This window comes from Pseudomonas sp. LBUM1673, from assembly GCF_059695645.1.
The window spans coordinates 6,588,141-6,606,606 of sequence record NZ_CP166780.1; the positions used below are offsets into that span (position 1 = coordinate 6,588,141).

General features: G+C 61.5%; 14 protein-coding genes and 3 pseudogenes. 4 read left to right on the forward strand and 13 right to left on the reverse strand.

Annotated elements, in window-relative coordinates; all coding sequences use genetic code 11:
* Positions 1–313: 313 nt before the first annotated feature.
* The gene (locus tag ACA044_RS30165; protein ID WP_497444484.1) at positions 314–694 is read left to right on the forward strand and encodes a DUF6124 family protein; all 381 of its coding nucleotides are present in this window, start codon (positions 314–316) and stop codon (positions 692–694) included.
* Positions 695–945: 251 nt separating this feature from the next.
* On the opposite strand, the pseudogene ACA044_RS30170 reads toward ACA044_RS30165, so the two are convergent.
* The 4 genes and pseudogenes from ACA044_RS30170 to ACA044_RS30185 all read right to left on the reverse strand — a co-directional run.
* Positions 946–1,737: pseudogene (locus tag ACA044_RS30170) on the reverse strand (serine/threonine-protein kinase); the annotation flags it as partial.
* Between the two features lie 446 nt (positions 1,738–2,183).
* The gene (locus ACA044_RS30175) at positions 2,184–2,357 is read right to left on the reverse strand and encodes a hypothetical protein (RefSeq protein ID WP_497444485.1); all 174 of its coding nucleotides are present in this window, start codon (positions 2,355–2,357) and stop codon (positions 2,184–2,186) included.
* Positions 2,358–2,377: 20 nt separating this feature from the next.
* Positions 2,378–2,650 carry a hypothetical protein gene (locus ACA044_RS30180; RefSeq protein WP_497444486.1) on the reverse strand — a complete coding sequence of 91 codons (273 nt, stop codon included), beginning with the start codon at positions 2,648–2,650 and terminating at the stop codon, positions 2,378–2,380.
* Between the two features lie 188 nt (positions 2,651–2,838).
* Positions 2,839–3,018: pseudogene (locus ACA044_RS30185) on the reverse strand (transposase domain-containing protein); the annotation flags it as partial.
* Between the two features lie 292 nt (positions 3,019–3,310).
* Here ACA044_RS30185 and ACA044_RS30190 point away from each other — a divergent pair.
* From ACA044_RS30190 to ACA044_RS30200, 3 genes and pseudogenes are all read left to right on the forward strand, one after another.
* The gene (locus ACA044_RS30190) at positions 3,311–3,982 is read left to right on the forward strand and encodes a DUF2931 family protein (protein WP_497444487.1); all 672 of its coding nucleotides are present in this window, start codon (positions 3,311–3,313) and stop codon (positions 3,980–3,982) included.
* 13 nt (positions 3,983–3,995) lie between these two features.
* On the forward strand, positions 3,996–4,349 hold the full coding sequence (locus ACA044_RS30195; RefSeq protein WP_497444488.1) for a hypothetical protein: 354 nt from the start codon (positions 3,996–3,998) through the stop codon (positions 4,347–4,349).
* Positions 4,350–4,361: 12 nt separating this feature from the next.
* Positions 4,362–4,540 (forward strand): annotated as a pseudogene (locus tag ACA044_RS30200) (DUF6124 family protein); the annotation flags it as partial.
* Between the two features lie 59 nt (positions 4,541–4,599).
* On the opposite strand, the gene tagQ reads toward ACA044_RS30200, so the two are convergent.
* The 9 genes from tagQ to ACA044_RS30245 form a co-directional block, all read right to left on the reverse strand.
* Entirely contained in the window at positions 4,600–5,529 is a 930-nt protein-coding gene (gene tagQ, locus ACA044_RS30205; RefSeq protein ID WP_497444489.1) for a type VI secretion system-associated lipoprotein TagQ, read from the reverse strand.
* A gap of 84 nt (positions 5,530–5,613) precedes the next feature.
* The gene (locus tag ACA044_RS30210) at positions 5,614–7,341 is read right to left on the reverse strand and encodes a formylglycine-generating enzyme family protein (RefSeq protein ID WP_497444490.1); all 1,728 of its coding nucleotides are present in this window, start codon (positions 7,339–7,341) and stop codon (positions 5,614–5,616) included.
* On the reverse strand, positions 7,334–8,530 hold the full coding sequence (locus tag ACA044_RS30215) for an ABC transporter permease (protein WP_497444491.1): 1,197 nt from the start codon (positions 8,528–8,530) through the stop codon (positions 7,334–7,336). The genes ACA044_RS30210 and ACA044_RS30215 overlap by 8 nt, the downstream gene beginning before the upstream one ends.
* Positions 8,530–9,246 carry an ABC transporter ATP-binding protein gene (locus ACA044_RS30220; RefSeq protein ID WP_497444492.1) on the reverse strand — a complete coding sequence of 239 codons (717 nt, stop codon included), beginning with the start codon at positions 9,244–9,246 and terminating at the stop codon, positions 8,530–8,532. Before ACA044_RS30220 ends, ACA044_RS30215 begins: the two co-directional genes overlap by 1 nt.
* Positions 9,246–12,287 carry a serine/threonine-protein kinase gene (locus ACA044_RS30225; protein WP_497444493.1) on the reverse strand — a complete coding sequence of 1,014 codons (3,042 nt, stop codon included), beginning with the start codon at positions 12,285–12,287 and terminating at the stop codon, positions 9,246–9,248. Before ACA044_RS30225 ends, ACA044_RS30220 begins: the two co-directional genes overlap by 1 nt.
* Positions 12,284–13,015: a PP2C family protein-serine/threonine phosphatase gene (locus ACA044_RS30230; RefSeq protein WP_497444494.1), complete on the reverse strand. Its 732-nt coding sequence runs from the start codon at positions 13,013–13,015 to the stop codon at positions 12,284–12,286. Before ACA044_RS30230 ends, ACA044_RS30225 begins: the two co-directional genes overlap by 4 nt.
* Entirely contained in the window at positions 13,016–13,669 is a 654-nt protein-coding gene (gene tagF / locus ACA044_RS30235; RefSeq protein WP_497444495.1) for a type VI secretion system-associated protein TagF, read from the reverse strand.
* Positions 13,666–17,166, reverse strand: a complete 3,501-nt coding sequence (tssM, locus tag ACA044_RS30240; protein WP_497444496.1) for a type VI secretion system membrane subunit TssM — start codon at positions 17,164–17,166, stop codon at positions 13,666–13,668. Before tssM ends, tagF begins: the two co-directional genes overlap by 4 nt.
* Positions 17,163–18,461 (reverse strand): DotU family type VI secretion system protein, encoded by a 1,299-nt coding sequence (locus ACA044_RS30245; protein WP_497444497.1) that lies wholly within the window; start codon positions 18,459–18,461, stop codon positions 17,163–17,165. The genes tssM and ACA044_RS30245 overlap by 4 nt, the downstream gene beginning before the upstream one ends.
* Between the last annotated feature and the right edge of the window lie 5 nt (positions 18,462–18,466).

Below are 18,466 nucleotides of genomic sequence, written 5' to 3' on the forward strand. Positions count from 1 at the left end.
TTTCCTTCAACACGCCGGGCTGTTCATGAACTATCCGGCCCTCGCTTTCACCGATAATCTCTATTTGTCACCGCAAAAACGGTGACACGGACGTGCAAGTCCGGTACATATCGACGCGCAAATCGCCTAGCCAAACATCGAGCCTTTAAATGCTCGCTGTAACGCTTTATGGCGGCTGTGCGCGGGAGGTCCCTTTGGGGTCTGCCGGGGTCCGATATGCCCGGTCTTGCACACCTGCGCACAGCTGCCACCCTCATTCGAATGCAAGCGAACGGGTGTCAGCTCCTTAAAATATTCATATCGGAATACACCTATGTTCAAGCCAACACCAAATCCTCCTGAAAACGAATCTACATCCCCCTACGAATCCTTCGATTCGAAAAAACTCCACGAAGCCGCCGAACGCGCCCTCGACCACCATTTCGCCCCACCACCCAAAGACAAACCCAAGCGCAAAGGCAGACTCTTCACCGTCTCCCCCGACATCGACACCGAAGCCCTCCTGGCCAACGCCTCCGAAGACCTGCTATCCATCAGCGCCATCGCTGCCGACCTGGCTGACGACATCGACGGCACTCGAAGATCAGTAGCCTTGGCGCTCAGCAGAATGGCGGATGGGGTGCAGTTGCTGGTGGAGCGAGCGCTGGATCATATTGATTCGCCGAATCCGGCGGAGCATCGGGCTAAGGCGTAGCGAAAAGAGGACTTGGCATAATGCCTGCCGGTTAAACGCAATCTATGTGGGAGCGGGCTTGCTCGCGAAGACGGCGGCACAATCAACATTGATGTCGCCTGACACTCCGCATTCGCGAGCAAGCCCGCTCCCACAGATTCCGCGCCTTAACTGACTGGCATTTGGGACTTGGCATTCCTTTCCTGCTGATCCGAGGTCCAGGTTTTCGCTGACCAGTTCCAGGTCGAAGTCCCTGTTCGATAGTCATCCGTCGCCCGGAGTCGCAGACGTTGCGGCCAAGACGATTTGGCACCCATAGCGTCGCGCAGTTGGGCGACGGTGATCGTTCGATCTGCCGCATCGAAAGCCAGCGCCGTTCGCAGGGCTGGCCAGCAGTGTTTCGGTAAGTTCTTCGGTGCTTGCAGCTCGCGCTGCAGGTACTTGTCGCGGGCCTGGGTCGAGGGCAAGCGGCGGAATGGGTGTTTGCCACCCGCCAGTTCGTAGAGCACGCAGGCCATGCCGTACACGTCCGCACTGGCCGACAGCGCCTGGCCTTCGAGCAATTCCGGGGCGGCGTAGTCAGGGGTCCAAGCGGTGAAGCGGCTGCGGCTCAGGTGCGGCAGGCCGGGCAAGATGCCCTCTTGCGCCTGGCCGAGGCCGAAGTCAAACAGGCGCACGCCCTCTTCGCTGAGCATCACGTTGCTCGGTTTCAGATCACCGTGCAACACGCCGCGAGCGTGGGCGTAGGCCAGCGCGTCGAGCAGCGGCAGCGCGATGTCACGCAGCTCGAACCACGGCAAACCCAGAGGCCGCTCGCAGAGTAATTTGTCCAGGGTCAGCCCACGCATGAGTTCCATGGTGATGAAGGCGCGCTGGCAGTCGGTGTCCACTTCATAGGTGTGCAAACGCAGCACATTGTCGTGGCGCAGTCGTCGGGTCAGGGCGAACTCGCTGTAGAGCAAGGCACTGGCGTCCGGCGATTCGGCAAATTCTTCGCTGAGGATTTTCAGCGCGATGTAAGGGGCGGGATCGCCGAACTGTTCGTACAGCAAATCCCTTGTCCGGATTCGGATTGATGGGACTTGGCGAATGTGAACAAGTCAGGTTATTGGCTTCTTCGGTCACCAGTCGGAGCATCGGACTAAGGCGTAGCGAAACCACGAATAGAGAAAGGGGACTTCATGTCCCCTTTTTTGATCCGGAATCGCACTTCGTGATCAAACATTGCTACAACAACCTTCATTTACGCGGACGCGAAAAATTCACCCCCCTCCTACGGCCTCGGCCCCACGTTTTACGGCGGGGCTTGAGGTGTACCTGGGCGGCAGATCCGCACCATTCCTATGCACCCAGTTTCGGCGGTGTAGGTTTGATCCAGACCATCACACCCAGCCAGTTCATCAATACGTGATCTGGCTCAGAAAAGTCCCCACCGGGCAACAGCCGAAAACGCTTCGCGGCTCTTATTTCAACCTGCTTCGAACGAACATTGAAGATCACGATGCAACTCCTAGACCTCGACGATTTCCAGTCGGTACTCGTTCATCCAATCAGTACCAGCACCACCATCATCGGTGACAACACCGTTATCGTGCCGATTGCGAAACGCTTGCTCGACCTCTTGCAGTGATTCGCACAGTACGTCTTCATGGTTAGCATCGGTTACTTTTACTTTGATTTTCATGCTCGCTTTCCTTGAACACTTCAGATGCTATTTGTATCCAGCAGACGTCTGCGAATGACATCCATCAAATCGCATCCGTCCCTCAACAAAAGAACGAGCACATCCGAAATTTCCTGTATCAAAATGGGCTTCCCGAAAGAAGCTTCCTGATGAATTAGAGCCTCAAGAAACTGCGTTGCGAGCCTAATTCGATGATCAGCATTTTCATACAGCACATCAATTGGCGCATGGGTATCAATCAATAACGCTGGGATACTGCAATCTATTCCAGTAATTGGCTTGTAGCGACTCACGAGGCATCTCCTAGCGTGTGAAAGGGCAGAGTCCGACAAAAGTGCCTGAGGACCATCTAAAGCTAAGTTGTTCCCCTGAGCTTTCGCCACTTCACGTAATTCGCTACAGCTTGAAGGAAACCTCCTACAGAATACGTCCTTTCCTACGCCGGAAGGCCGTAAGCGTTCGGGCATCCCGTATTGCGTAACTAAGTCGGTTGCCAACGATGCGGCAACAACTCCCCGATTTCACTCGCCCGCTGCGTCGGCAGGCGAGTGAGGACGTCCTTCAAATAAGCATATGAATCATGCCCGTTGAGCTTGGCCGACTGGATCTAACTCATCAGCGCCGCCGCCCGTTTTCCACTGCGCAACGAGCCGGCAAACAATTCGGCGAGCACCAATAACCAAATAAAAAACAACATCAAATTTATAACAATTTATGCACCCAACATTTTGAATGCGGAAATTTCAGGCTTGGCTTCCAGCCCCTTCCTACATCAATCATCAAAGTGCCTTGTTAGCGTGTTCAGCCATTGACGCCTGTCCGGGCCAGGTTACGCAGTCGCTACATCCACCTTTCCGCTAACTGGAACGCAGCCAAAGGCCTGAACAGCAGCGACATGAACATCGTTTTTATCAACCGACCGACCAAACACAACCAACGGGTGGTGCATCTCGATGAATAACTTCGCCCGATTTACCAAAAAAGGCGCAGGTCTGTTTTTCGGATTGCTGTTGGCTGGCTGCACGCAAAGCTTCGCTCAACCGGCTAACAAATTGCCTTGGTTCCTGGGCTTTTCAGCACCAGCCTATATGGAGGTCTGGATCGAAACAGCGGATGTGGTGGATATCCAGGAACGAGTGTTTCGGGGGGCAGGAGGCGGTATCGCTTCTGTTCCAACACCTCCGAAAAATCAAGGTATCGCCAGAGGCTGGGTAAGCAGTAATGGTGCAGGTAAAGGCAAGTATGTCACCGGTGCCGACCTGCCCCGACTGATCTACGTACGTTGGCAATCCTTGGCTGAACCGCAAACCTACGAGGCCTACATCGTCATTCCCGAATCCGCCCGGGAGATCATGCGCAAACCTGAAAAAGCCTTTTGCCATTTTGGCGCCGAATGGATCACCGAATCCCGCGACAACATCGGCATTGGTTTGGCGCCGGGCGGTATTGCCAAGGTCTGGCTTGGTGGTGCCTGCCTGGACGCAGTCGAGATTGCTCGGGTCGTAGGCACCGTCAATAAACAAGGTCCGTCTCAAGGCAAAAACGAAGGTCGCTACGCCTTGCCTCTTGAGCCGGAGTCCAAAGCCTACATCGACAAATTCGGTATCCCCTATGGAAGTTGGTAAGGAGAGCAAATACATGGATTTAAGAACATTACTTTTCGCAGCGTTTATGTGGCAGCCCCTTGCTTACGCCGCAGCAGAGTCCAGTTCGCTGGACGGGCATTATTTCTTGCACGGTGCAATGGAAATGGGAGCGGAGTTGCTGCTGCGAAAGGACGGCACTTTTGCCGGAGGGATAACTTATGGAAGCGCTGACGGTATTGCCAAAGGGACTTGGCATGTCGAAGGCAACACCCTGACGCTAAAGGCTGACACCTTGCCCGACAAAGATAATTTGGGAGTCTTGTTCGACGACCTTCAGTTGGCGATTGAACCTGATTGCCTCGCGGTGGATTTTGGCTCTGGTAAAGCGTGCTTTCGCCGCCGTTAACATCCTGCTCTTTCTAGGGGTGTTCATTCCATCAGCGCCATCGTCGCCGACCTCGCCGACGATGTGGACGGCTCACGCCGCTTTATAGCCTTGGCACTCAGCCGCATGACCGACGGGGTGCATTGTTGGTGACGCGAGCGCTGGATCATTTACAAGCGCTGGAGATGGCGGCGCATAGCGCCAAGGTGTAGCCAGTACAGAGCATTCCCACGCAAAGCGTGGGAATGCTCAAAGACCTACAGAAACTCAATCAAACATTCGGGCAAGGCACCGGTGCCCAGTCGCCCAGGTCCGGGTTCTTGCACATGCTGTTGACCTGAGTGGTGCCTGCGCTAGCCACTTGCTTGCTTTCCGCCTGTTTGGCTTGTGCGGTCTGCAGGGTTTTCTCGGTGGTGACCGCTTCTTTCGGCACGGTTGGCAGCACCGGTTTTTTCGCCGGTTTCACGATTTTTTTGCTCTTGGTCGGCGCCACGACCGGCGTGATGTCGGCGGTCGCCACGGTGACCACATCGGTGCGCTGCACGCCTACTTGCTGCAGGTCTTTTTCGTAGGCCTGGGTGTAGTTGTTCAGGTCTTCGCTGGCTTTACCGTTAACCGCGACGATCAGGTCGTTGGACTCTTTGAGGCCAGCGACGATTTCTGCCAGGCGCTTGCGGCCTTCGGTGTCGTTGACGGTTTTGGCCTTGCGGTCGGCAACCAGTTTGGTGAACGCGCTCTGGTAGCACTGCTGCGAAGTCTTGGCGTACGCAGTGCTGCGGTCGATGTCGGCGGCGCTTTTGTTGACGTCGGTGGCGTAGGACGCGATGCGCAGGTTGTCATCAGCGATCTGCTTCTGACGCTCGGTGTAGTAACCGGCCGCGCCGCCCGCCAGGGCACCGCCCGCGGCACCGATGGCGGCGTTGCGGCCACGGTTCTCGGAATCGGTCAGGGCGCCCAGCAGAGCACCACCGACAGCGCCGACAGCCGCGCCGGTGACGACTGACTTGGTCATGTTCGAATCGGTGGCACGCAGGTGCTGCACCGGCTCGTAGCAGTTCGGGTAGTACTCGACCTTGGTGCTTGACGCGACCTTGGAGGTTGGCGACGTCGCGCAACCGGTCAGTACGGTGCTGAAGCCGACGGCGATCAGCAGCAAGTTACGCTTGGAAAGCGAAGCAAAAGGTTTACGGGAGGAAAGCATAGTTGTGTTCTCTTTTAAGTTTGACCAGCTCAGCACGGCCCACCGCCGCCTGAGTCCCTTCCAAGCTCGCTGTACAACGAACGATCAAGACCGCTGAGCGTTCGATGCGAGCAATTCCTTCAATATCGCCGCCGGGTCGGCTCGTCGTTGCTGACGATAATCACCGACATGGCGAACGAATAATGTCGCGCGCGTCACCAGGCTCTTGCCCAGTACCGGCTTGCGCTCCAACTCTTCCTTGATGCGTTGAAACTGCGCCTGGATCACGGCATCGGTGTAGCGCGTGCCGGTCGCCAGGTTGTCGATGTAGATCGCCACCGCGCCGTCCAGCGCACTGCGGCCGTTGTCGATAGCCGTGGCGAACAGCTTGGCGCTGGCCTCGTCCTTGGCGTCCAAGGCCTGCTGGCGACTCTTGTGCAAATTGGTCAGGCGAATGTTGTAGTTGTTGACGGTCTCGGCCACCAGGGCCGCCGACTGAATCAGGTTGCCGGCCGCTTCTTCGCGCTGCTGGGCGATGAGCGAGACGTTGCGCTTGAGCTCTTCGTTGACCAGCCCCAACTCGGCTTGCAGGCGCGGGTCGATACTGGCGGCGATGATGCTGTCCAGGCGTTTGGTCGGGTCCTGGGCGTCGTCGATGGCATCGGTCAGCGAAGCCAGCCGACCTTCTTTCTGCCATTGGGCAAACAGTTCCTTGTAGCGCGAACGTGGCGCCGACAACGCGCCAATCGCGACCCGGAACCCGGTGGTTTCGTTGTGTTGCTCGGTGCCGTCGGCAGCGAACAGCGGGTACTCGCGGCGCATCCCGGTGAACAAGGTGCCCTCGCCTTCCAGGTAGTTGCCACCCTTGACCACGAAGCCGCCGTAGGTGCCCTGGCGACGTCCGGCGTGCACCAGTTGGAAGGATTCCTGGACCATCTCGGCGGCGTTGCCGATCACGTCGAACAAGCCGATGGGGTTTGGCAGTTTGCTACCGATCGGCATCAGCCGCGCTGCCTGACCGGTGCCGCCGGCGACCTGATTGAAGACCGCCCAGTCCGCCAATGGCCCGTCGCTTTCGCTGCCCTCCAGACGCCGGGGAAACAGGCGCCCTTCCAGGTCCTGACGGCTAACGGCCTGCCCGCCACGGGCAGCGAATTCCCATTCGACCTCGGTCGGCAAGCGCACAAAACCCAGCCCGCCCTCTTCAGCCGAAGTGCCGCGGCCGCTCACCGGTAGCAGGTCTTTGTGGTACTTCATCAACCAGGCGCTGTACACCGCCGAGAAGCGTTCGGCCTCGAATCGCGACAACTTCACCTTGGGCAAGCGTCCGGCCATGCCTTGCGGCACCTGCGCTTGCAGTGCCTCGCAGGCTGGCGCCGGCTCGCCGCTGGCCAACGATTGCGCCTGGGCCATGACCTGGGCGTATTGGCGGTCGGTGACTTCGTATTTGCCGATGAAATAGAGCATCGGTTTGAGCGGGGTCTTGGCATCAGCCTTGGGCATCAACGGCGTGATGCTCTTGCCCCAATCCTTGGGCAGATCCTTGAGGGTGAACTGGCCGTTGATAAAGTCCCGGCGGTAACCGGAGATGAACGACTGTTGATAACCGGCCTCGCCCTCGCTGAATGGATAGCCGAGACTGATCTCGCGGTCGTCCAGGGTGCCTTCGGCCAGAATGTACACGTAGCGAAACACCATCTGCCCTTCGCACGGCAGCGGCAGGCTGACGTCATCGGGCAACGGCTTGGGGTTGTCCAGTTTATCTGTATTTTCATCAGCCCAGACCATGCTGGCCAGGCTCAGCGCCACGGCGGCGCCCAGTAACTTATACATCTCGAATTCCTTCACACGCGTGGATACGCGCCACTCGCCAGCCACCACAGACCGCCGCCACGGCGCTGACGCCGAGTACTGCCGCCAGGGCCAACGCGTAGTGACGCGCCAGCAGATGGCTGGCGTACTCGCCCGGCATCTGCGCAAATAAATGGTTCAGGCCCGATTGCGCCAGGCCATACAGCCCGGCACTCAACAGGGCGGCAAGGCCGGCGCTGTACAGCGCCTGCAACACCACAAACAAAAGCAACGCCGCCGTGGAAAACCCCAGCAGGCGCAACACCGACAACTCTCGACGCTTGCGCTCGACCGCTGCCAGCGCACCGGAAAAAATCGCCGCGAACGCGCCCGCCAAAGCCAATCCGGCGATGATCCAGAACACGATCGACAGGTTGCGACTCAGCGATTGCACTTGGGCGATGGTCTGGGCCTGGGTCGAGACCAGCAGATTCTGTGCAGCGAAGTACTGGCGCAGCGGCTCGACATCCTTGAGGCTGCGGGCGTACAGGCGAAACGCCGGATACACCCGTTGCTCCGTCATGCCCGCCGCATCACCTGGCCAACCGAACGCTGGCACGGCGCGGCCGTCCCGGTAATCTTCAGCCGCTTCCAGTAACGTCAATGGCGCGAACAATCCGTCCCGGGCGAAGGCTTCCAGCGGCAGAACGTGCAGCACCTGGACGCGAGTGCGCTGCGCCTCGCCACGACCGGCCACCTGCCGGCCGAAACTGGCCTCCAGCCAATCACCGGCCTTGGCCCCGAGCTTTTCGGCGGCGGTCTGGCTGAGCAGCACCTGATCCAGCCCTTGGGGCACCGGCAGACTGCCGAGCAAGGGATCGTTGGCGGCGGTGGGGATCATTTCGACAGTCACCATCGACGCGCCAGCGGTCAGATCCGCCGTCGCGGCAATCTGCCGGGTGCGCGGTAAGGTGAAGGCCACGTCACTGCGCTGGCTCAACTGTTCGATAAACGCGGCGCTGAACCGGCCGCCACCCAGGGGAATGATTTCCCGGGTGGCCGGGTCGTTCTCCAAGCGTTCGGTCAAACTGCTGACCAGGCCGAATTTCAAGCCGAACAGCACCAGCAACGGCGCAACCACCGCCACCAGCGCCAGTACCGAGCAGGCCGACAGCCACGCATCGTTGCGGTAATCCTGCCAGGCCAGGGAAGCCACCAGCGTATTGCGCATCAGCAGGCCTCCCCGAGGGTAGCGGTGACACCGCCATCGACGTCGCGACGACAACTGATGCGCCGCACCTGCAAACCGCTGGCGCGGGCCAGTGACTCGTCGTGGGTGGCGACGACGCAGCACACGCCGTGTTCGCGGGCCTGGGTCACCAGTAACTGCATCACTCGTTCCGCGTTCAGCGGATCGAGGGCGGCGGTCGGTTCATCGGCCAGCAGCAGACGCGGCCCATGGGCCAGGGCGCGGGCGCAGCTCACCCGTTGCCGTTGGCCGACCGACAAGTCGCCCGGCTTTTTGCCCAGTTGATCAGCGATATCCAATGCTCCGGCCAGGCGATCCACGCTGCCGTCGTCTTTCAAGCCGAGCAGTTTGCGCGACAGGTCGATGTTGCCGCGCACGTCCAGAAAATCCAGCAGGCCACCGGTTTGCAGCACGTAGCCCAAGTGCCGGCGGCGCAGGTCCGCCAAGGCACTTTGCGCATCTGCGCGCCACAGCCCGGTAATGTCCGTCCTGGTTTCGCCGGGCGCAAAATCAAACTGCCCGGCCTGATCCGGCGCCAGCACCAGCGCCAGCAAATCCAGCAACGTGCTTTTGCCACAGCCACTGGGACCGACCACCGCTAATTGTTCACCGGCATGCAGTTGCAGCCGTGGAATCACCAGGCTATAGCGCTGGCTGCCGACGCCGCGGTTTTTGTGCACTGCGTTCATGTTCAGCATCACGGCAGCGTCGACAACGGAACGCGGTACAAGGCATCACCCGGTTCGGCATCGCCGAAACGCACCCAGTTGGCCAGGTCATTGTGGAAGGTTTCGTAGAGGCGGATCTTGGAGTCCAGCTCATCGATGAAGTCTTCCTGCTCGGCCACGCTCAGGGAAAGCCACAAATCCTGGGTCATGTTCAGCGACTTGCTGCGGTATGGCAGCCCTTCCAGGTACTCACCCAGAACCCCGCCATCGGCCAGGTTGCCACCCTTGCGCAAGGCCGAGGGATCGCGGCTCATGTAGGCACTGGCGCTGGCGATTTCCTGGAAGAAATTCTTCGGCGAGGTCTGAGTCTTGCGGGCGGCATCGACGATCAGTTTCAGCGATTGCTGCAAGTCGTTGAGCTGTAACTTGGTCAGCATCACGCACACCTGGAATGCCGGCAGTGCCGGGTTGGTCAGATCGCGATCGGCGGTCCAGGCGCTGACCAATTGCGGAGCCTGGCTGGCGGCTTTACGTCCCAGGAAGTCCATGTGCATCGCGTAGCCGACGGCGGCCGATTTGTCGCTCAGGCTCGGCGCGGCGCTCAGCAGCGGCACGGCTTGAGGCTTGTTGCTACGCACCTGATGCACCAGGTTGGCAAACACCGAACCGATCTCGTCCACCCGCTCACCGAACTTGCGCACATCAGCGCCTGGCACCGGAATGTACAGGTCGCCGATCTGCGGGTTGGCGTCGGCGGTCAGGGTGCGATATTGGCTTTGCGCGCCGCCATGGGTTTTCTTGCCGGCATCGCTGAGCAGGTGCAAGGCGTAGATCTTGATCTGCTTGCCCAGCGCGGCCTGGCGCACTTCGGCCTCGTTCATTTGCGTGGCGGCATACGGGTCGTTCTTGCGCAAGGCACCGGCATCGGTGACCAATAGAATCAAGCGCCCGCCATAGCCGGACCAATCCATGCCCTCGACCGCTTCCATTACGCCGGCAAATGCATCTTCGTTGAACGAATGGCTGGAAACCGTGGACGCCTTGACCTGCCGCGCCAAGTCCATGAAGCGCTGTGGGTCGCGGCCCTGGTCCAGGGTGATCAAGGTTTTGGCGACGTATTCCAAGCCCGGAGTTTTCTGGATGCTGCTGCGAAAGCCCACCAGGCCGAAGCTGACGCTGTCCTGCTCACCACGCTCGGCAATGCGGGTTTGCAGCTCGTGCACCACGTCGCGCACCTGGTCGATGTAGGGCTGCATGGACACGGTGGTATCGACCACTAGCACCACGGCGGTGCGGAAGGCGTCGGCGTTAGCGGTAGTGATTGGCGTGTTGTTGGCGGCAGCCTTCGGAGCATTACCGGGGTCGATGGACGCCACGTTCAGCAACTGCACCGGCTGGCCGTTTTCATCGAAGCCCTCGCGCGAATCGAAGATCGGCAACAGGTAAAACTGGTTCTGCGGCACCGCGCTGGCAGCCGGTTCCAGGGCCAGTACCTGCTGGTTGTCTTCGCGATTCTGCTGGGTCTTGAGCAGCAGGTTTTTTGCGGCCGATGGATCGGCCAGCAGCTTCTCCACGTCGCCGGGCTGACGCAGGAACATCACCGGCGCACGGCCGGAGCGTTCGGTGAACTTGAGCACCAGGCTTTGCTTCCAGTCGCTGACTTGCTCGGCCGGCAACCAGCCGTCACTGCGCCCGTCGGTGGCGGTGCCGACGCGCAGCCATGGGCTACCAGCAACCTCTTTGCGCTGATAGACGTAAAGCACGGAAAACGCCGGCAAGGCCTTGCCTGGTGCGGCCCCCGGTTCGCTGGCGATTTTCGCCCCTGGCTTGCTGAGCACCCGCTGGAACAAGGTTTTTTTGCCAGCCATCAGCAACGGACGCTGACCGCCATCGACTTCCGGCGCCACGGGGGGCTTTACGGGTGGCGCCACGGCCGGCGGCGAATTGGCTGGCGGCGCTGAAACCACCGGCACCTTGGCGTCCGCTTCGACGTCACCCGACAGCCACCAATAACCCGCGCCGCCCAAGGCCAGCGCCACGGCTACCGCGACAACGGCGAGTGCGAACACCGGCCCCTTTCGCTGCTCAGAAACCGTGGGCTGCGGAGTGGGCTGCGGAGTCGGCTTCACAGTCGGCGGAACAGGCTTGGGTCGAGGTTGTGGCTGCGCGGGGCCGGTCGGTATATCGATGGACACCGGCGTCAGTCCCGCCAGGTCATTGCTCACAGGAATGGGCAACGGCTGGATCAAGGTCGCTTCAACCGATTCCCGAGGCAGATTATCCAGCGCCTGCAACAGCGCCGCCGCATCCGGGAAACGCTCGGCCGGATCCTTGGCCAACAGCTTGCGCAGCACCTCTTGATAACGACCGTGGTGCACCGGCAGCTCCGGCAACGGTTCGGTCAAATGCGCCAGGGCCGTGGAGAGCGCGTCGTTGCCGGTATAGGGCAATTTGCCGACAAGGATTTCGTAGAGCACCACGCCCAGGGCATAAAGATCGGCCCGGCCATCAATGTCCTGGCCACGCGCCTGTTCCGGGCTCATGTAGCTGGGAGTGCCGACGGCGAAACCGGCCTGGGTGAACTGGGTGCGGTCGTCCAGGGACTTGGCGATGCCGAAGTCCGAGAGCACTGCCGTGCCATCGGCACGGAACAGAATGTTCGCCGGTTTGACGTCGCGATGAACCAGCCCCAGCCCATGGGCATAGCCCAGGGCCGAGGCGATCTGGCGGATGTAAATCAGGCCCTGCTCCGGCGTCAGGCCGGCGGCGATGCGCTCCTTGAGCGTGCCGTTGGGCAGGTATTCCATGGCCATGTAATACAGCTCACCGACATTGCCGATGTCATGGATGGTGACCGTATGCGGGTGAGACAGGCGTGCCAGGGTTTTGCCTTCGCGCAGGAAGCGCTCGCAGAAACTCGGGTCGGCCGCCAGCGCGGCGGCCATGATCTTCAAGGCCACCTTGCGCTCCAGCGAGCGCTGGGTCGCCAGGTAAACGCTGGCCATGGCGCCTTCGCCGATCTCACCGCCGATGTCGTAGCCCGGGATCAGAATGTTCAGGGTGGGGTTCATGAAGGCACCTTCACGACGATGACGGTGATGTTGTCCGGAGCGCCGCGCATCAGGCCCAGGGACACCAGGCTGCTGGCGATTTCCCCGGGCTCGTCGTGGCTCAGCACCTCGGCGATTTCACGGTCCTCGACGGTCTTGTTCAGCCCGTCGCTGCACAACAGGTAACTGTCGCCGGGCATCAACAGTAGCTCGACCATCGCCAGCTCCAGTTGCGCCTCGACCCCGATGGCGCGGGTGACGATATTGGCCCGTGGATGCACCCGGGCTTCGGCTTCGCTGAGCAGGCCGCTGTCCTGCAAATCCTGAACGTAACTGTGGTCTCGCGAGATGCCTTCGAGCAGGCCGTCGCGCAGCCGATACAAGCGGCTGTCACCCGCCCACAGGCACATCCCGCGCAAGTCACGCGCCGCCAGCACCACCACAGTGCTGCCCATCATGGTCACGCCCCGGTTAGCGGTTTCTTCACGCACGGCGGCGTTGACTCGCAGCAGGTCGGTTTGCAGCGCCGCAACGTATTCATCCAGCGAGCGGCCCACGGCAATGCTACGCAGGCTGTCGACAATCAGACTGCTGACGTAGTCGCCCGCCGCGTGTCCGCCCATGCCATCGGCGACCACCCACAGGCCGTTTTCCGGCAGGTCCAGGCAAGCGTCTTCATTCACCTGGCGGACCATACCGACATGGCTCTTGCTTGCAGACTTGAACGTCTTTCCAGCGCTTGGACGCATCTACACAACACCTTCTTGGCCGAGCAAAAATTGCGCAAAATCGGCGGCGACAGGCAGGCCATGACACCGCAATAAAGCAGGGGCGATACGCTCCGAACCCTGGCCCCACCACAGGCTTGCGCCTTCGCAGGCCTGTTCGGCAAGCGCGGTCATTCGCGCCTTCGGGTCGGTGGCATCAAAGCGATGCAGCCCGGCAAAACGGCTGCTTGGCGTGCGTGGCAGGCACACCGGGCTGCCCAGCGTCTCCAGTCCTGCACCGAAGGCTTCGAAGCTCGCCTCCACGCTCAGCGTGCTCAACAACAATTGCTCAACCTGTTCAAACCAGACATCCGAACCGCCCACCACCGACGCCGGATCAGCGTCGTGATCCAGCAGCACCGCAACAGTCAGCGGAAAATAACGGCCGACCCGATCGATGCTCGGCATCACCACCCCAACGGCGGCCTCTGGCCCACACACACCGGGCGCGACCATGAAACGCCACAGCGGGCTAACCAGATAGGCATCCAGCCAACGGTCCCCGAGGCTGGTCTGGCTGGCGAGCAAACCCGCCGCCAACCACGAATCCCACGGGCCGATAAAACTCTGCGGCAAGCCACGGCTGACAAAGTCCCCGCGACTGGCCAACTTTCCATAGAAGCCTGGCGTGCTCATAACCGCTCCGGCAGGCTGAAACCGCTGAGCACACGGCTCTTGAACGGGTTGAAGGCGCTGTTGGCCCGCAACTCATAAGAGGCGCTGGCACCGTCGACCCGCAGCCGCAGATTGAAGCGGTCCGGCGAATTACCGGCCGTCAGATCCGATTGTTCCAGCAGACGGAACCAGGCCCAGGGCCCGTCCAGGGTGATGCCGGAACGACCGCTGGCCGAAGGCGGCATGATCGAGATCCGCACCACACCGATGCTGCCGGGGTTGGGCCATTGCATGGCCGTCGGGCGGCTCGGGCCGTGGTCGTAGCTCAATTGCTGGCCGTCGAGGTCGAGCAAAAATTGGGTGATGGTGGCGTCCATCGCCACTGGCTTGAGTTCGAAACGCACCATCGGCTGGGTGCCACCGGAACGGAAAAACGCATCCCGGATGGTCGCTGCCCGCTGGAAGGTTTGCAGTACGCCCGGGGCAATGCCGAGCTTCTGCGCGGCGCCCGGTTGCCAGCGCCAGGCCTGGGTCGAGGTATCCACGTACGGCTGCAGGTATTTGCGGAAGTAGTTGTCCATCACCCCGCCCACGCCGAAGAATTGGCCGAAGTCGTCCAGGGTCGCGTCCCGCGCACTGCCCGGCGACATCGGATAACGCCCGGCCAGGGACTGGCGATAGATGTTCACCACTTCGCTGGTCCAGGCTGCGTTCAGTTGGTTGCGTACCCCGCCCATCATGCTGTTGGTGGTGGAGTTGACCACCGACTTGACCAGGCCCTGCACCAACGCCGGTTGACGCTCGGCGTTGAGGCTGACCCGTGTCGCGGCCGCTGCGGCCTGGTTCTTGGCTTCGCCGAGCAAAGCATCGCCGCTGGCGCCGACCATGGCGCTGACCTGCACATACAGGGCGTTCATGTCGGCCAGCAGGCCGTCGATGGCCGCCGGCTCGCCTTCGTTCTTGCTGACGATGCTGTTGAGTTCGGCAAAATGCGCGGTGATTGGATCGTCACTGGCCTCAGGTGCGTTTTGCGTCGCCTGCTCCTGGCCGAGCAAGGTGCCCAGGCGCTCCTTGAGCTTGTCGACCCCGCCGTCCACCGGCGCACCCTTGGCAGCCAGCAGGCGCTCTTCCTGTTGCAGGTCGGTTTCCTTCGCCACCGCCACCAGCAGTTTTTTCAACGGCGAGGTCGGGCCGGAAATCACCCGCAACACGTCGGCGGCCTGGGCCACGCTGGTGATCGGCACGAAGTCGATATCAGCCAGCAAGGCGTCCCACTGGCGCTGGTAATCCTGGAAATACAGACGGCGCACGTCGGCGGCCAGGCTGGCGACGTTCTGTTGTTCTGCCTGGTCGTGACCGAGCACCCATTGCTCCTCGGCCAGGGTGCCGGTCTGGTTCAGGCTGGTGAGCAAAAACCCTTGGCGGTAACCCTTGGCCGTGAAGAAGCCGCTCAGGGGTTCGCCCAGCGGCTTGCCGCTCTTGCGGCTGAACACCAGCGCGGCATCGCGCCCGGCCGCTTCGTTGATACGAAAGTCTGGAATGCCGTCCGGCAGTTTCTGGCGCTTGATCCGGTCATAGACACGCTGGGCCACCGGCAGTTGTTGCAACTGTCGGCGCAGATCGTCGATCAGGCGCGGGTCAAGACGTGCGGTGGGCGGATGGCGCTCGAACAGTGCCTGCAAGTGCTGCCCCAGGGCCTGACGCTGATCGGCCGGCAAGTCGCGCGGCAGGTTGCGGTCCCAGTCCAGGGCGATCCACGCCTTGATGAAGTCGGCATCGTAATGCTCGCTGTCGGCGAGCATCAGGTAGGCCTTCAAGCCTTCGTAAAGGAAGTCCGAATTGCCGCCGCCGTGCAGTTGCTCTTCGATGCGCGTGAGCAAGCGTGGCGCGAAGACCGCGATCAACAGCTTGCGATAGACGCTGCCGGACTCGGCTTCAAGCATGTCGCCCTGATACAGGCCCAGGCCTTCGGCCCAGCTCGGCGCATCGTCGGCCAGGTGCTTCACCGCGTTGAGCAAAGGCAACACCGCAAGCACGTCCCGTTGTGCCGGGCTGAGGTTCTGCACGGTCTGGCCCAGGGGCGCGACTTTCTGATCGACTTGCGCGATATACGCCTGGTTGGCGCGGTAACTGACCCACCACAAGGTCCCTACCACCAGCACCAGGGCCACGGTCGAGGCCAGCACGCCCCGGGCGATCCACTTGCGCCGACGTTCGACTTTCGGGTTGACCCCCACCAGCCCACGCTCGGCAAAGGCCACGGCGGTGAAGAGTTTTTCGATGAAGTAACTGCGCCCGGTGCCGGTCTGGCGCGCCAGGTGCTGGCGGTCCAGGTTCATGCTCTGGGCCATGGAGCCGATCAGCCGGTCAATCGGGCTGCCTTCCTGGGTGCCGCTGGTGAAATACACCCCGCGCAACAGCACCCGCTCTTCAAAGGCGTTGGGTTTGAACACGCCCTCAAGGAAGCTTTGCAGGCAATCCTTCAACGCGCCGAACTGTTGCGGGAAGCCGTAGATCAGATCGCGCCGTGCCGGGTCGCGTTCCTGTTGCAAACGCTCCACCAAACGATCGTTGAGGCGCTGTTCCAGGCCGGCGAATTCGCTTTGCAGATGGGCCAGCGGGCTGTCATTGCTTTTACCGTCGTCCAGGGCAAAGGTCATGCCCCAGACCTGGGCCCGCTCTTCCTTGCTCAGGGTATCGAAATACTCCATGAACCCCGGCACCAGATCGAGCTTGGTCAGCATCAGGTAGATCGGAAAGCGCACGCCCAGTTGGGTGTACAGCTCCTGGATACGCAGGCGGATCGCGGCGGCATGGGCGGCGCGCTCGGCGTCGCTGCCCAGCAGCAGGTCGGAGAGGCTGATGGCGATAAAGGCACCATCGATCGGACGCCGGGCCCGCTGTTTTTTCAACAGGCCGAGAAAGCCCAGCCACGCGGCTTTATCGACTGTCGCGTCGCTGTCCTGGGTGGTGTAGCGCCCGGCGGTGTCGAGCAGTACGGCCTGATCGGTAAACCACCAATCGCAATTGCGCGTGCCACCGACGCCACGCACCGCCCCGGCGCCCAACTGCGCCGCCAACGGAAAATGCAGCCCGGAATTGACCAACGCCGTGGTCTTGCCCGAACCCGGCGGGCCGATGATCACGTACCACGGGAGTTCGTACAGGTTACGTCGCTCGTCACCGCCCAACTTGGCTTTCTTCAACAGCGCCAAGGCTTCGTCCATGCGCTGGCGCAGGGTTTCGAGCTCCTCGGCGGTGGCGATGCTGGTCGGGTCCGGCGGAGTTTGCGCCGCCAGGCTGCGCATGACTTCGGCGGCCTGACGACGGGCCTGGATGATGCGAAACACCCGGTAGGCGATCCATACCGCGAACACCAGAATGATCAGCGCCCAGCGCCGGCCTTCGGGCACCAGGAATTCGAGCAGCGGCCCGACAAACCAGATGATCAGGCTCAGGGCGATCAGCCCCAGCAACGGAATGACCCAGCGGATGATAAAACTGAAAAACGCCTTCACTCGACCCCCTCCGCCAATACTGTGATTTCGACCCGACGATTGCGTGCACGGCCCTCTGTCGTAGCGTTCGAGGCCAACGGCTCGGTGTCGCTGCGGCCTTCGGCGCTGAAGCGCTCGGGCTGGCCGGTCTTGGCCGAGAGGATTTGCAGCACCGACGCGGCCCGCGCCTCGGACAAGGCCCAGTTCGATGGAAACCGCAGGGTGGCAATCGGGCGATTGTCGCTGTGGCCGGTCACCCGGACCTGGCCCTTGATCTTGCGAACCGCATCAGCGATGCGCAGCATCAACGGCTGGAAGTCGTCCTTGATGCTGGCGCTGCCCGAGGCAAACAGTTCATCGCCACGGATGGTCACCACTGAACGGTCGACGGCGTCTTCCACCGCTATCCGACCGGCCTTGATTTCATCGGCAAGGAAGCCCGCCAGGCGGGGGCGCTCGATCAGTTTCGGTTGCACCACCGGACGGTCGATGGCCTGCACCGGGATCTCGCCCAGTGCATGGATGTTTTTAAACACCGGCTCGGCATCGGCGGCCAGTTTCAAGCGCAGGCCGAACAGCAGTGCCAGCAGCAACGCCACGCCGATGGCCACGGCGATCCATGGCGGCATGAATTGCGCCAACCGGTCGCGGGCCACGGTGACGCCGCGCCAATGGGGCGACAGTTCACGCTCATACTCGCCACGGGCGCTGCGGATGACCGCACTGGTGCGTTCACGCAAGGCTTCCAGTTGGCTGCGACCGTCGTTCATGACCCGATAACGCCCTTCGAAACCCAGGCACATGCACAGGTACAACAGCTCCAGCAGATACAAACGTTCGCGGGGGCTTTGCAGGCAATGTTCCAGGAGCTGGAACACCTTCTCGCCACCCCAGGCTTCGTTGTGCACGGTGATCAGCAGGCTCTGTTTGCCCCAGTCGCTGGTACCGCCCCACGGCGTACTCAACACCGCTTCATCCAGGGCGGTGCACAAGGCGTAACGGGCCAGCAACACATCGTTGCGCACCACGCCGGCGGCCTCGGCGCGCTCCTCGAACTGGCGCAGGTAGGCCAACAGTTGCGCCCGCAGGCTCGCCGGCGCCGGGTGGGCAATGGTGTTGCGCAAGCGGGTCAGCAAAGCCAGCAGCGGGCCAGCGGCGCTTTCCAGGGGGTTGAGACCTTCGGCTTTGCCGGTCAAAACCGGCGCGGCCGGCATCGAAAGCGGCGCGGGCTGGGCGCGGCCAGCATCCGGGCGGGCCGGGTCGGCGCCACGGCCACCGGGGGTCGGCATGAATTGGGTACGATCGTCATTGCTCATCGCGG

Bases quoted from the DNA above. Each gene is read 5' to 3' on its own strand.
- ACA044_RS30165 (WP_497444484.1), top strand. From the start codon at position 314: ATGTTCAAGCCAACACCAAATCCTCCTGAAAACGAATCTACATCCCCC.
- ACA044_RS30245 (WP_497444497.1), bottom strand. From the start codon at position 18,461: ATGAGCAATGACGATCGTACCCAATTCATGCCGACCCCCGGTGGCCGT.
- ACA044_RS30175 (WP_497444485.1), bottom strand. From the start codon at position 2,357: ATGAAAATCAAAGTAAAAGTAACCGATGCTAACCATGAAGACGTACTG.
- ACA044_RS30195 (WP_497444488.1), top strand. From the start codon at position 3,996: ATGGATTTAAGAACATTACTTTTCGCAGCGTTTATGTGGCAGCCCCTT.
- ACA044_RS30220 (WP_497444492.1), bottom strand. From the start codon at position 9,246: ATGCTGAACATGAACGCAGTGCACAAAAACCGCGGCGTCGGCAGCCAG.
- tagQ (WP_497444489.1), bottom strand. From the start codon at position 5,529: ATGCTTTCCTCCCGTAAACCTTTTGCTTCGCTTTCCAAGCGTAACTTG.
- tagF (WP_497444495.1), bottom strand. From the start codon at position 13,669: ATGAGCACGCCAGGCTTCTATGGAAAGTTGGCCAGTCGCGGGGACTTT.
- ACA044_RS30225 (WP_497444493.1), bottom strand. From the start codon at position 12,287: ATGAACCCCACCCTGAACATTCTGATCCCGGGCTACGACATCGGCGGT.
- ACA044_RS30230 (WP_497444494.1), bottom strand. From the start codon at position 13,015: ATGCGTCCAAGCGCTGGAAAGACGTTCAAGTCTGCAAGCAAGAGCCAT.
- ACA044_RS30210 (WP_497444490.1), bottom strand. From the start codon at position 7,341: ATGTATAAGTTACTGGGCGCCGCCGTGGCGCTGAGCCTGGCCAGCATG.
- ACA044_RS30215 (WP_497444491.1), bottom strand. From the start codon at position 8,530: ATGCGCAATACGCTGGTGGCTTCCCTGGCCTGGCAGGATTACCGCAAC.
- ACA044_RS30190 (WP_497444487.1), top strand. From the start codon at position 3,311: ATGAATAACTTCGCCCGATTTACCAAAAAAGGCGCAGGTCTGTTTTTC.